Below are 13609 nucleotides of genomic sequence, written 5' to 3' on the forward strand. Positions count from 1 at the left end.
CTACCTCCGCCCCGGTTGACGGGTAAGAACGAAGCCGCAGCGGCCGCGGCGCCTGCGGCTTCGTTCTTGCCTCCAAATCGAAAGCGCCTCGCTTGAGCAACTCAACCCCAGTGAGGTATCGTGCGTGAGGCGCTTCCGATCTTGGCTAGCGGTAAACAGGACAGAACTGCAAGGCTGGACGTCGGACCATGGTTTGGTGGCACGGAGGCCACAGACCATGAAGCAGACGCCGCGCTCCCGAGTCAATCGCAAGAAAGCCAGGACTGTCTCGCGCCTCCCCGATCTTGAACATGCCAAGACCGCAGTCCTGAACAGCCTGACCAGTGCCGATGCCCAGCGCGGGTATCGCCATGCCATCGACGAGCTCGTTGACTGGTATTGCTCTGAGCCCCGTCTGGCATTCAATCGGATCGTGGTCTTACGGTACAGGAGCTATCTGGAATCCCTGCAACTGGCTCCAGGAACCGTCAACCTGCGCCTGGGCGCTGTGCGGCGACTCGCGTACGAAGCTGCCGATTGCGGTCTGCTCAGTTCGGACCTCGCGGCTGGCATTCGGCGCGTCAAAGGTGTGAAGAAACTGGGTGTTCGCCTTGGAAACTGGTTGACTGTCGAGCAGGCTCACTCTCTTTGGCAAGCGCCAGGTAACCAGGGTCTCAAAGGGAAGCGGGACCGAGCACTTCTTGCGTTGCTGCTAGCGTGTGGGCTGAGGCGGCACGAAGCGGTTGGCCTGAGGATTGATGATCTACAGCAACGCGAAGAACACTGGGCGATTGTCGATTTGTTGGGTAAGGCAGGACACGTCCGAACGGTTCCGATCCCTGACTGGGTGAAAGGGCAGTTGGACGAGTGGCTGGAGGCGGCTGGAATTGCCCGGGGCAGGATCTTTCGCAGGGTCACCAGGATGGGGCGGACATAGGGAGACTGCATGACGGAAAGGTCGATCTGGCACATTGTGAAGGATTGCGCGAAAAGGATCGGTAGGCCTAAACTGGCCCCTCATGACCTGCGGCGGACGTGCACTCGTCTGTGCCACGCTTCAGGAGGCGAACTGGAGCAGATCCAGTTCCTGCTGGGACATGTCTCGGTTCAAACGACAGCGATACCTTGGCTGCAAGCAGCGGATTCGGTCGGCGGTCAATGATCGCATCGGAATCGAACCAAATAGCTGAGTCGCTGGGAGGTTCTGGAAGAGTTGCTGACTAAACGACTATTCATTTTTACGTTTTCCTCCGCCACCTCGTACGGAGAAAAATAGCTACTCCAGCGCCAATGAGCAGGAACGTCGAGCCGATGATTTTAGCGATCGCAGTCCCTTTGTGGGGCTCATCGTTGGGTGGAACAATGGCTAGGACAATCGTCAGCATTGTCGTTATTAGGCCCACCGAAGCAAGGACAACGGCGACAGGCTTCCCTCCCGGAAGCCGCGTCGCTCCATGCGGAACGGGCTCGCGTTGCAGTCGTATCATCGCGAGGAATAGGAATACGAACGGGATAAAGTACGTGATGATGGACATGCTGACGAGCAGGTCGTACGCGCTTTGCACACTACTGCCAGCCTGGCTGAGCAACGCGCAGAGCATTCCTGCGAGACCATAGCAAATAACCGCAACCCACGGTGTACCCCACTTTGCATGAACGCGTCCGAAGGCTTGGGGCAGGTAGCGGTCAATTCCAGCCACAAACGGTAGCCGCGAGGTGGATGAAAGAAAAGAAGCTGCTCCCCCGATGCTGTTTAGAGCGACGAGAAGCGCGATTACCACGGCGATCCACGAAACACCGAGCCTTGAGCACATCAGTTGGATGGCACTTGGGAAACCGCCCACTCCGCTAACTTCCGTGCTTGGCAACGCGATAAGCAGCGCGATCGTTCCGACGATATAACTAAAAGCAAGAATTATCCCCGAGACTATCAGTGCACGGGGGATAGTGCGGCGGGCATTCTTAATCTCCTCGCTCATGAAGGAGCCCGTCTCGCAGCCACCAAATGCGAAGAAAATTGTCGACCAGAAGACCGCATTTTTTAGAGCGGCGTGGGGAGTCATGCTCATTGCGGTGAACTCAGTAGCGGACCCAAACCGGTAAATGCTAATGCCCGCGAGCACCACAAGAATGATGATCGGAACCCAGCTGCCAAATGCGCCAAGGCTGTTTAGCCATTTTCCAAACTTCAGCCCACGGACGTTGAGTATTGTAATGAGCCCAAGACACCCCAGTGCGAACAAGAGATAGTAGATGCCACTACTACTAAGCCTCTGACCGTGCGGAAACGCGAACAGCAGGCTGCCCGCACCGAAGTAGAGCACCGCAGGGAAATAGGGAAGATTACTCATCCAATAGGCCCAAGCAGCAAGGAAGCCGGAGAAGTCACCGAACGCTCGCTGAGTCCAGACGTAGAGCCCGCCTTCCTGCGGATAGCGCGCCGAAAGCTCGAGCACACTCGCAGCGAGGGGAACGAAGAAGAAAAGACACGCGAAAATCCAGACCAGGATCGTGCTGGGACCGGCGGCCGCAGCTGTTGCTATCCAACGCAGGCTCAATCCGCCCGCAATGTAGAACAGTGTCAGGTCGAAAAAGCCCAACTCGCGCTTCAGCAGTTGTTTCTCACCCGGGTCGGGGTTGCTCATCGGGCGCCATTCAGATCGCGCAATACTGCCATCGCAGCGTTTCGCCCATTTATCCCGATGACACTGCCGCCGGGGTATGTGCAGGCACCGCACAAGTAGACGCCCTTCATCGGAGTTCTCGCTGTTAGGCGGTTGCTCCACATGTAGGCGGGAAGGCACTCGCCCTGGAATATATGTCCACCGGTGAGACCGACCTTCTGCTCGATGTCCGGAGGTCCGAGCACCTGCGCATCGACAACGGCCTCTTGTAGATTACTGCAGAAACGGCCGATTGAACCCAATGCCAGGGTCTTGACTTCGCTGCGATGTTCATCCCAACTGCCCGATGCAAACGTATACGGCACATATTGCGCGAAGACACTCATGGTGTGCAGACTTTCTGGAACCACGCTTGCATCATGCACGCTTTGGAAGTAAAGCTCGCCCCAGAGTTGCTCTGGAAGGCGTCCGGCCCGAGCTGCGGCATAACTCGCCTTCCACTCAGTCTTCATCAACGGAGCATTGATCTGGCCATAGTGATGCGGCTCTAGAATTCCCGGCCGGGCAGTGAAGTTCGGCAGCTCCCGGAGCAATACGTTTAGCTTGACCGTGCATCCCTCGATGGGCACCGAGCGCACTCTCTCAGCCCAGGCTGAATCTGCAAACGCATCTAACATGCGCAGTGTGCGGATCGGGTCGGCGTTCGAGACGATAACTGGGGCGGTGATGTGTTCTCCGCTTTCGAGTAGCACGCCTTCTTCGGGCAGAATGCGCGTCACATGTACGCCCGCAGCCACGACCGCACCGGCCTCGCGGGCAGCATCGCAGAAGTAGAAGGACACCATTCCCATGCCACCCTTCACATAGCCCCACATGCCCGGCATATCGCCGAGCCGGCCTGAGGAGTGATGGAAGCGAATGGAGGCTGTTCCAGCATCAAAGGGACTCGCGTTCGTGCCGATCACTCCTTGGCCGAGGTAGGCAGACTGCAACTGTTCGTCGATAAGATAGCGCTCGACGAACTCCACCATCGACCAGTTGAAAAGAAGATTGGACGCTTCTGTGTCGCCTGCAAGAAGATCTTCGAGTCGCTCTTGCGTGGGCGCATCGCCTATCCATAAATCTCTTGAGGCCTCGTGTGGGTTGTCGGCAAAAAAACCGCTCGCAGGCCGAAGCGCATCTCGCAATCTGCGGATCACGTCATTCATCGCGCGCCAGCCTTCGACGTCTCTGGACGAGAAGCGGCGAACCTCCTCTTCGCATCGAGTGTCGTCGTCCCAAAGCTGGATGCTGCTGCCGTCCAGGAAGGGCACAAAAAGGCCGTTTGCAGCCGGCGTCCAATCAAAGCCGCGGCTGGGCAGTCCAAGTTCCTTAATCACCAGCGGATGCAGCAGTCCGGCAAGATATGCGCAGGGCGACATCCGGACATTAGGAAACGGCTCTTCGACCGTACAGGCACCTCCGACTCGTTCGCGGCTTTCCAGCACGAGCACCCGTTGACCCGCTCGCGCCAGGTAAGTGGCACACACCAACCCGTTGTGACCTGCCCCGATCACGATCACATCCCAGCGACGCGCGGCAATTTCCTTGAGTGGTGCTGGAAGCCCGACCTTGCCCAAGATTGCTGCCGTCGCGGACATAATGGCAGTATCTACGCCCGGCTTCCGATAGCAAAGAAGAAAACGATTCTCCGCGACATTATATGGATTACAGTCACTTTGCCCGACTTGAACGAAGCCGACGGCACAGATGCGGCGTCCTGTATCTCGTACTCCACGGCAAGATGTATTTACGGACGAGGGCCTTAAAGGTGCACGGCTGCGTGGTGGATGTAGTCGAGCTTATCTTCGCCGAGGCCGTGCAGCTCGTTCTCGTTGAGGCGGCCACCGCGGAGGAGGTTTGCGAGGACGAGCGGGAGGACAGAGTCGCGGTAGTCGTACTTGCGGTCGATCTCCTGGCGGCGCTGAGTGAGGTACTGTTCCAGTTCCCAGAGGCCGGACGGCTCTTGGATATTCGCAGCCTTGCTTTTGGCTTCTAAGATGACCGCCTCCAGCTCCCGCCCAAGCGCCCGGTCGAAGGCCTTTCGAGCGATGGTTTTCTCCGTTGGCGACCATTTCAAGTCTCGCATCGCAGTGCCGGAGCCTGAGACTGCCCGACTGGATAAGCTGGTCATGTTCCGGCCCTCCAATGCGACATTTTATCTCCGTCCGGTTGTCCTGTGCATAGCGAGCATCCATTTAGCGGTTGCCCAGGTTTTGTCGGTATCCGAGATAGCGCTCCGTTTTCAGAACAGATGCATGGCCAAGCAGATGCCTCGCTTCTTGGCAGATAGGCAAACATAATTCCGCCATGACTGGCCGGACTTCCGTGTGGCCGACCGCACGCCCAGAACTCGGAATGTATGGCCAAGGAGCTCTGACCCGCTGAGCACTTGCACGCAATCTGGTTGGATTGCCTCAACCTCGACTAGAAAGCTATAAGATCTGATGGCACCTTTCATCGTTCTTGTCACGCTGTTCGCGTTGCTCAGCATTCTGGGTCATTTTCGGATTCCTGTCGCGTTTGGTTGGTGGACATCCTTGCGTCTTGCGCTCGCGGGTATGTTCTTGCTGACGGCCTCGGCACACTGGGGCAAACGTCGCCAAGATCTTATTCGGATGGTTCCGACTTCTTTTCCCCGACCGGATCTTCTGGTCACCGTGACTGGAGTTCTGGAAATTTTGGGCGCGATTGGCCTGGTGCTGACGAAGGTGGCGCCGTACGCCGCGTTGGGACTGGCGATCATGCTAGTGGCAGTCTTCCCGGCAAACATCCATGCAGCTCGACAGCGCCTGACTATTGCAGGTCGGCCCGTGGAACCGTTGCTTCCTCGAGCACTCCTGCAAATCGTGTTCTTGGCGGCGACAATCGCGGTTTTTGTTGCCGGTAAGTGAAGCCTGGTGCTGGCTCACTTTCTATGGACTTCTTGATATTTGCTCGAATCCGATTCGCGAGATTTCCCCGGAGTGCCTGGCAGGCGCTGCGAGTTTCCACAGAATTGCGAGCGACGGGCAAACGTTAGCTTACCGATTAGGGAAGGTTTGCCGACTAACCGGGAGCAATCCCTTCTCCGACTAGGAACAGGCAGTTTGGGACAGTTCGCGAAAAGCCCTGATGCGGATGAATATGATGAGGAGGGCCGCCCTTCTGGCGGGTAGTGTGCTCGATGATGAACAACTCACTGTTTGTGTCTCGAGTAAGAACCTTAAAGGCGATCGATGTAATTCCGAAGCTGTGAGCTTCATCTAGACGGTCCTCGCCAGACAGTACCGGATGAATTAGAGAGGGGCTGTTAGGCGTAGGTGATTGACACAGGCAGCAGCAGATGCTGCCGTGATCGCAAGTGACAGGAAAGGACGACGCTGGATAATAACCTCCTATTATTTGAAACGCTCAGTTCAACGATCTATTTCTGGCTTGGTAGATGTCGTCTGCAACACCCGGGATAACTCGCAGGAAGAAGGTTTATTCCCGCATCCAAGGCTCGACATATGGAGCTTCCGACTGGTTAGTTGAGGGGCCATCCGAAGTTTTCTGATAGAGAGTAGAAGAGCGCAAAGAGTCGGTTGGCTACTGACGCGTCAATGAGAGATCTTCTCCAGCGCGAGCCCACGCGTGCGGGGGCCCATGAAGCCGATCACCGCCATCACGATTAGCATTGCCGCTGCAACTCCTTGCTTTGGCCTTTGGAAGTGCACTTCCTTAGCCTTAGAGTCCCACGCATGCTGTTTGGTTACAGTGGTCCTCAGACATGGATATGGATTTTCTCGTTTCTTTGGCTAGCCCTCTGAACACACCGCTGTTACTTCTGCCTGCTGTTTTTCCTGTCTTTGATATACCCATCTATCGAGAAGGGGCCGGAGCCACCCAGGACTAAGGCAGCGAGGCAGGCGATGTACAGAAGGTCACATTCATAGCCCGGCGGTCCGAACTGGGCGCGGCCGTTCGTCACACTCATAATCTTGATCGAGCTGAATCCGTAAGGCAGATGCACGGTTATTATCGCTACGAATAAGACCGCGGCCATTGGCAGACTGGCAAGCCACACGAATGCGCCCAGGATCACAGCCAGGCCTCCGAAGATCTCGACGAGGATGGTTAACCAAGCCATCATATGGGGCCCGGGCACACCGATCGCGTGGAGAATACCCGCGAAGGCGTCTGGCCCCTTATTCAACTTGGCAAAACCATGGGCCATGAACCCGTACCCAACGATAAGACGCGCCGGAATAGGAGCCCAGCGGGCGAACGAAACTCTGTTTCCAATGGACGATGCTTCTTCAGGCGCTCGGCGCAATGTGTTCATATGCTCGCAACTCTCCCAGTCATTTGATTTCATAAGCCCGTGACTCGGCATCGCAGGATATCTACGGCACCCGTCATCGCTCTTGACAATATGACGTTATAACCAGTCAAAGGTGACAGATTTTTGATGATTATTCGAATTCTCTGTTTACCGGTGTGTACCGCCATTGGAAACGCCGATGTGAGGGCGCGTCGTTAATGTAAGGAGTATAAGAAGCAGATTCTGGGGAACCTGCTTCGGGGGCAGTCTCAGACAATATAAGCATATGATGTATTAATGGCTGCCACTCAGGATTCTCTGCTCTATTCACAGGTTGAAACAGTGCTTGCATCCGAAATTGGCAACGGGGCGTTGGGCGTAGGCGAGCAACTTCCAACTGAAGATGAACTGATTCAGCGGTTTGAGGTCAGCAGGATCACGGTTCGACGTGCAGTTCAAAACCTCGTCGGTCGCGGCCTCGTCGAGATTCGCCGTGGCAAGGGTACGTTCGTTGCCAAACCTCGGATCACGCAGGAACTCACTGAACTGACCGGATTTGTAGAGGATATGCAAGCGCTCGGTCGCAAGCCGTCGGCTCGCGTGATCTCAAAAGAAATCGTCGTTGCCAATGCAAGTGTTGCGAAGCAGCTTGCTCTGACCAAAGGGGAGCGCGTGGTCAGAATTCGTCGGGTGCGGTTAGCTGATGGCTTTCCTTTGTCTTTTGATGAGACCTACCTTCCTCTCGAAATCGGCAAGAAGATCATGAAAGACAATCTCAAAGTTGAACCGATATTTTCTCTGCTGGAACGAAAGTACAACGTGCCCCTCGTTGAGGCCGAATACAAGTTGGAGGCAGTTCTGGCGGAAGCCAACGTCGCAGAGGCTTTGGAAATGAAGGTGGGCAGTCCCATTTTTCGAATCGAAAGAAATTCCTACTCAAGGAACAATCATCCAGTCGACTACGAGAGGCTTCACTACAGGGGTGATTTGATCCGCTTTGTGACGCGCTTGGCGAGGAAGGCTGCGAAGTAGTAAATTCACAACCCGGAGATTGTCTTTCCCGTCCCCTGCGGTGCGCGCAGTTCGGTGAACTCCGCCGTCTGTGCGTTTCGCTCCAAGTCGTCCGACACTTCTTTTTGTTTGACGAGTAGCTTCGATCTTTGCTTCTCCTATAGTGGGTGACACCCCTGCAGCTTGCTTCTTCCGCAAAAACTTGCGTACTGTGCTGACCCGGCCTCTGCGAGCAAGGATCGTTAGACGGCAACCATCTTTGAAGTACAGGGAAGTTTTCAGTGGATAGTCACCCTATCGCCGCCTTATCCGCTTATATCTGCTGTCGCTCTGCAGCACTTGCAAGTGCTGCTACATCAGTCGATTGGCTCTGCTTTCCAGATTGTGGATCCGCCTGGACGGAGCCCAATGGGTGTCGGCGGATCCAGTTCAGAGTCATGCGGCGACTGTTCCGGGTCGTGGAATGGCGACGACGATTGTGAGAATGCGCGAAAGGACGTGTACTGAAACCGTATCTTTTGCGAAGACGAGATCGAGAGTCCAATCCAAAAACCACACGAAGACGCTTTTCGAGCCCCGGCAGTTTGCTGAGATAGATCGTCCTCCACATCCACCAAGCGATAAAACCTGAGAAACGTCGACCGAAGAGCTGGCCGACCCCCGGTCCGACGTCCAATTGCGGCCAGCTGGCCGATCGTTCTGAACGAAAAGGGTTTAAGAGCTTCGCCTCGTATTGAAGCAACAAGGTTTCTCGCGGCCGTCCTCGCTTGGCGCAGCGCGTGCTGAGCAGTGGGCGGGTGAAAGCCACAATTTCCGTCAGGAATAGATGCGCAGTCCCCCAGAGCCCAAACTCCTTCCTTTCTTTCAACCTGTAACATCAGGTTGGTATCAATTCGACCGCCTCGGTTAGCAAACGGCAACCCCGCAACGACGGGGGAAGGAGAGTTCCCCGCAGCCCAGACCACAAACTTGTCCCAATGAACATACCGTCGTCGAGAGTTACACCTGCGTCTGTGATCGACCTCAGCCTTCGCTGCGTGAGGACTTCGATGCCACGTTCACGCAGTTTCCTCTCTGCGTAGCGGCCGAGCTGCTCGCCGAGCTCGGGCAGCAGGTGTGCTCCCGCATGAACTAGTACGACACGAATCTGGAGCGGGTCCAGATTGGAGTAGGAACGGATCGCGGATTGCATGAAATCGTGAATGCCCGCGACAGTCTCCACGCCGGCGAACCCGCCCCCAGCACCAACCGAAGTCAAGAGATCATGTCGGGAAGATACAGAATAAAGTGGATCTGCTTCTTCCAGATGCGCAATCATGCGGTTACGAAGTAGGATTGCGTCCTCAAGTGATTTCATAGTGAGAGCGCGTTGTTCCAGGCCTGCCATGCCATGAAAATTCGGGACCGATCCTAAGGCAAGTACCAGATGATCGTATGTAAGGCTGTGACTGCGCCGCTCGAAGCCATGCATGACCTTGACGCTCTTGTTATCGGTGTCGATGTTTCAACATCTGCCACAATAAATTCAGTACGTCGAATCAACTTGCGAATAGGGTTCGCAACTGTCGAGATGTCGAGATCGCTCGCTGGGATTTCATGAAGCATTGGCGTAAAGAGGGCAAAGTTATCCCGACTGACCAGTTGGAGTATCGCCTCGTCCGGAGAGAGGAGTTTCTCGAGCTCACGTGCTACTTCGACTCCGGCGAATCCGCCACCCAGAATCAATATCTTTGGCCTCATTGCGGCATCCCTTTCGATCCGTCCATATTCGCAGTGGTTTGCGAATGTCATGCATACTCAAATGCTTCCTTTTGAAATCACTTGCTGGGACTGGACCAAGCAACAGATGCTTGCGCTCGGACTGTTTTCCTAGACTTATTTATGACGTTATAATGTCATAATGGTTACCGCCTCTGACAGATTTTGGCGTCAATGTAACAGCCCCGTCCTTCGGACCAGTCATGCCGCAGGATGAACTTTTCGCTGCTGTGCAGCGACCAACCTTCAGCGAAGCGCTGCGTTTCTGGTTCAAGCTGGGATGGATCAGCTTCGGCGGCACCGCCGCTCACATCGCCATCATGCATGACGAATTGGTCCAGAAGAAGCGCTGGATCAGTAATGGAAGTTTCCTCCATGCGCTAAGCCATTGCATGATCCTGCCGGGACCGGAGGCGCAACAGCTCGCCATCTATATCGGGTGGAAGCTACATGGCAAGCGAGGCGGAGTCGTTGCTGGAACGCTCTTCGTTCTGCCCTCCATGTTCGTGCTTCTCGCCCTGAGCCTGATCTATGTCAAATTCGGCAACCTGCCGTGGATCGCAGCGATGTTCAACGGACTCAAGCCTGCCGTCATCGCTCTCGTGGTCATCGCCCTCCATAGAGTTGCCAAAAGGGCTCTGCGCGGACCTGTGCAAGGTGGCGTCGCAGCAGCCGCGTTTGCCTGCATCTGTTTTTTTGATGTTTCGCTGCTGCAGGTGATGCTCGGCGCCGTTGTTCTTGGAATCGTCCTCGGGAAGCTGTGGCCGGGTCTTCTTCACAGACCGGGCGAGGTGGGCGCCGAAGAGGACGAAGGAGGCTATTACATTAGCCGAAACTCGATGACACCGGAGCCGGCGCCTCTCCTCACGCCAGCGGCGAAGCTGACTGCAATCGTTCTGCTGCTGTGGCTTCTGCCGCTGAGTGCCTTCTACTTCTTTGTTGAGGACTTCCATTTCTGGAAGAGCCTGGTGCTGTTCTTTACCAAGGCCGCATTCGTGACCATCGGCGGCTCGTACACAGTCATTCCGTACGTAGCGCACATTACGGTATCGAAGCTGCACTGGCTGACCAGAGCCCAGATGACGGACGGCTTCGCATTGGCCGAGACAACGCCCGGGCCTCTGATCATCGTGGTGACTTTTGTCGGATTCATGGCCGGGTACAACCACTTCCAAGGCTCACTGTGCATGGGTACGCTCGGCCTGCTGGCAACAACGTTCTACACCTTTCTACCGTGTTTTCTCTTCGTATTTGCCGGCGCGCCGCTGGTGGAGCGAACACAGGGTAAGCCGACGATTCAGGGCGTCTTGGGATTAATCACTGCTGTCGTTGTCGGCGCGATCCTCGACCTGACACTCTTCCTGGGGAAGGCTGTCCTCTTTCCCTCAGGAGTAGTAGCGCTCAGACGACTGGATGCAATCGCCCTGGGCTGCGTGATATTTTCGCTTGCGCTACTCCGGGGTTTCAAGCTAACTGTGATTCACCTGATATTGCTGAGCGTTGGGGGCGGCTTGATCCGCTATTTACTGGGCCTATAACAGAATCGTGCATTCCCGGTGTCGGCAGTTCTGAAGTTCGGTTGGCGCATAATCGCAGATGCACTCAGCGAGCGCTCCAAACCGCATTGGAGAACCTGCAACCTTTCGAGTTCCGGGCGAGTGACGGGCAAACAAACCGCACCTTACTGCCTGTTGCTCCGACCGGAGTCACCATGCCGCCTCGTACAGCTGGATTTGGCAATCGAGACCGATTCGGATTGAATGACAAGATTGGATTGCACCCGGGCGGCAGGTTAATTATGCATTGGGAATGCTGCCAGGTAGCAGCATAGCCTTGCACTCATTGGCAGCATTCCATTGCAAACCAGCATCTCTCTGAAACTCTATCGAGTCAGTGTCTTCTCGAGGAGTTCAATGGAGTGTTTCAATTGCTGGTCGTTGCCACGACGAGCTTCACGCCAATCGAACGCAACGCTTTGGTCCGGCTCGATCGGAGTGCCTTCAAGAACCGTCCTTTCCAGGTGTAGTACGCCCACGTGGGGAAGGCTAAGCGGTAGCCATGCCCGACCTTTGCGGAGGTGGCAGATAGAAGTCGACCTGCCTTCTTTTCACCGACAATTACGGCGAGCGAGTTTTCCTGCGCGAAGGCGACGATCATTTCGGCGGCACTGGCCGTGTGCCGGTCCACCAGGAGTACGACCCTTCCATGGAAGGTTTATCTCCCAGCCCTTCGGTCTCCAGGACGATGGGAGATTTCTTCACGAGCGTGGGCGCATAGCGCAGCGCGAGTAGCCATAGCCTGTTCTTCGAGGCTGGAATCCTGTCGAAGCGCCGGAAGCTGGTCTTTGCGTCCGCAATGTTTTGTTGAGCAGACTTCCGATCGAGCGCGAATCCGACTGGAATCTGCTTGGGAGTCAGCAAACTCATCACGCACAGCGCTCCGATTCCTCCCCCAGTATTACCGCGAAGATCGATAATCAGGTGTTCGACATTGCCCAACTGCTCCACCTGGCTCGATATCTCATTGGCAACTTCTACGCCTACCATTCCAGGGAACATTGCCACTTTTAAGTAGCCAATGCCGTCTTGAAGACGATTGCCGACAACAAGCTTAGGCTCGACAAAATGCAGTTTCTTGCCTTTGGGTCGAGCGACCGTGACGTTCTTCGTACGCTCTTCACCGTCGGCACTCAGAACAGTGAGTTCTGTCGTTTGCCCCATCGGGAAAGTAGGATGCGTTGGAGGAACAATCTCCTCTGCGCCTACGCGCAACAGGATGTCGCCGGGCTCGATGGCAGCGAGCGAAGCTGCACCTCCCGCGTGCACATCCTGGAAGATCGAGCGACGACCTTCATTCGTATCGTCCGCGAGATAAGTAGCGCTAAGGGCAACTTCGGCTTCCTCGCCAACCGGCAACGTGCAGCGCTGTTGCCCCTCTGCTTCCGCGCACTTCAGAGTCTGACCCCACCAACAGAACCAGCGGTTCAGATCATCCAGGCACCGCGAACGCAGTCCCTTCCCGAAGTGCCCTCGTTGCGGCGGAGCGAAGCTCGTCCTCGAACGACTCACCTCAGCGCAGCTACAGCTCCGCGCTCCGCCATGCACCGACAGGTGTCCGCATGAACGCTCAGCTACAGACTCGGACCACTCACATGCTTCTGCGTGCCTGCTCCTACTACGCCTTGAGGCTCATCAGACCATCTCAACTCCCTGCTCACATCGCTCACCGAAGCTCGCAGCCCATCGACCTCTCAGACTGCCGCTTCCGTCATCCGCACCTTGAAACCCTCCCGAGACTCCCGCCAGTAGTGCCGGTCGCATAGAAATCCCATACGTGCCCCTTCCGGACGGGCGGCTTCCTTCAAGTCGCTGTATCCGAAGCGTCCACACACGCCGGCGCTACACGGCCATTTCCCACGGACGCTTCAGATACAGCCCTGAGCGGGGGCCACCCCGTCGGGGTGGTTATGTGACCCTGAAACTCTGTCAGAGTTCGATGGCGTAGTAGAGGCGCGGACTTGACGCAGTTAGAATCTCAGTCACAACCTGGCCCGGCAGCTAAGGCCGCAGTTTCTTTGGAGCGTTTCTGCCCGACCCTAAGCATGGCTCCGGTATTGGCGATTGCGTAGATGGTGGCGGCGTTGTCCTGAAAAGGAGAACGGCCGACCCCGATGGGGAGACTGAGTGAGTTTCGCCAACCGGGCCGGGCCACGTTGAATTCAACGTGGAGAGGTTAACATGAAAGCCAAGCCACAGGGGAAAATCCAGAAAGCAACCGACCCTTCAACGCGCGGCCATTGGAATGAGATGAACCGCAAGCAACGGCGCGAGATAATGCGGAAGATCCAGAGCGAAGACCTCAGCTTGGAAGTGGTCCATCCCCATGCTGCAGGCATTGACATTGGCAACGAATC

At 56.0% G+C, this 13609-nt stretch carries 11 protein-coding genes and 1 pseudogene; 4 read left to right on the top strand and 8 right to left on the bottom strand.

Going from position 1 to position 13609, the window contains the following annotated elements; genetic code table 11:
- The first annotated feature begins 217 nt into the window (after positions 1 to 217).
- Positions 218 to 1141: pseudogene (locus Q363_RS17385) on the top strand (tyrosine-type recombinase/integrase).
- Between the two features lie 76 nt (positions 1142 to 1217).
- On the opposite strand, the gene Q363_RS17390 reads toward Q363_RS17385, so the two are convergent.
- From Q363_RS17390 to Q363_RS17400, 3 genes are all read right to left on the bottom strand, one after another.
- Positions 1218 to 2624: an APC family permease gene (locus tag Q363_RS17390; protein WP_035352549.1), complete on the bottom strand. Its 1407-nt coding sequence runs from the start codon at positions 2622 to 2624 to the stop codon at positions 1218 to 1220.
- Positions 2621 to 4243, bottom strand: a complete 1623-nt coding sequence (locus tag Q363_RS17395; RefSeq protein ID WP_051978915.1) for a phytoene desaturase family protein — start codon at positions 4241 to 4243, stop codon at positions 2621 to 2623. Before Q363_RS17395 ends, Q363_RS17390 begins: the two co-directional genes overlap by 4 nt.
- 164 nt (positions 4244 to 4407) lie before the next feature.
- Positions 4408 to 4776, bottom strand: a complete 369-nt coding sequence (locus Q363_RS17400; RefSeq protein WP_211256223.1) for a hypothetical protein — start codon at positions 4774 to 4776, stop codon at positions 4408 to 4410.
- Between the two features lie 313 nt (positions 4777 to 5089).
- On the opposite strand from Q363_RS17400, the gene Q363_RS17405 reads away from it, so the two are divergent.
- Entirely contained in the window at positions 5090 to 5536 is a 447-nt protein-coding gene (locus Q363_RS17405; RefSeq protein ID WP_035352555.1) for a DoxX family protein, read from the top strand.
- 908 nt (positions 5537 to 6444) lie between these two features.
- Here Q363_RS17405 and Q363_RS17410 read toward each other — a convergent pair.
- A complete protein-coding gene (locus tag Q363_RS17410) occupies positions 6445 to 6948 on the bottom strand; it encodes a DoxX family protein (protein ID WP_051978919.1) in 504 nt (167 codons plus the stop codon).
- A gap of 276 nt (positions 6949 to 7224) precedes the next feature.
- On the opposite strand from Q363_RS17410, the gene Q363_RS17415 reads away from it, so the two are divergent.
- Entirely contained in the window at positions 7225 to 7959 is a 735-nt protein-coding gene (locus Q363_RS17415; RefSeq protein ID WP_035352558.1) for a GntR family transcriptional regulator, read from the top strand.
- 335 nt (positions 7960 to 8294) lie between these two features.
- Here the strand turns inward: Q363_RS17415 and Q363_RS46370 are convergent, their stop codons facing one another.
- Together Q363_RS46370 and Q363_RS36230 are read right to left on the bottom strand one after the other, a co-directional pair.
- Positions 8295 to 8903, bottom strand: a complete 609-nt coding sequence (locus Q363_RS46370) for an NAD(P)/FAD-dependent oxidoreductase (RefSeq protein ID WP_157467066.1) — start codon at positions 8901 to 8903, stop codon at positions 8295 to 8297.
- A complete protein-coding gene (locus Q363_RS36230) occupies positions 8816 to 9439 on the bottom strand; it encodes an NAD(P)/FAD-dependent oxidoreductase (protein ID WP_281176019.1) in 624 nt (207 codons plus the stop codon). The genes Q363_RS46370 and Q363_RS36230 overlap by 88 nt, the downstream gene beginning before the upstream one ends.
- 487 nt (positions 9440 to 9926) lie before the next feature.
- Between Q363_RS36230 and chrA the strand changes: the two genes are divergently transcribed.
- Positions 9927 to 11234 (top strand): chromate efflux transporter, encoded by a 1308-nt coding sequence (gene chrA / locus Q363_RS17425; protein ID WP_245632288.1) that lies wholly within the window; start codon positions 9927 to 9929, stop codon positions 11232 to 11234.
- Positions 11235 to 11619: 385 nt separating this feature from the next.
- Here the strand turns inward: chrA and Q363_RS45525 are convergent, their stop codons facing one another.
- Positions 11620 to 11883: a S41 family peptidase gene (locus Q363_RS45525; protein ID WP_035352564.1), complete on the bottom strand. Its 264-nt coding sequence runs from the start codon at positions 11881 to 11883 to the stop codon at positions 11620 to 11622.
- A complete protein-coding gene (locus Q363_RS45530) occupies positions 11850 to 12764 on the bottom strand; it encodes a S41 family peptidase (RefSeq protein ID WP_169747024.1) in 915 nt (304 codons plus the stop codon). The genes Q363_RS45525 and Q363_RS45530 overlap by 34 nt, the downstream gene beginning before the upstream one ends.
- Positions 12765 to 13609: the final 845 nt, after the last annotated feature.

The organism is Edaphobacter aggregans DSM 19364 (genome assembly GCF_000745965.1).
GTDB classification, from domain to species: domain Bacteria; phylum Acidobacteriota; class Terriglobia; order Terriglobales; family Acidobacteriaceae; genus Edaphobacter; species Edaphobacter aggregans.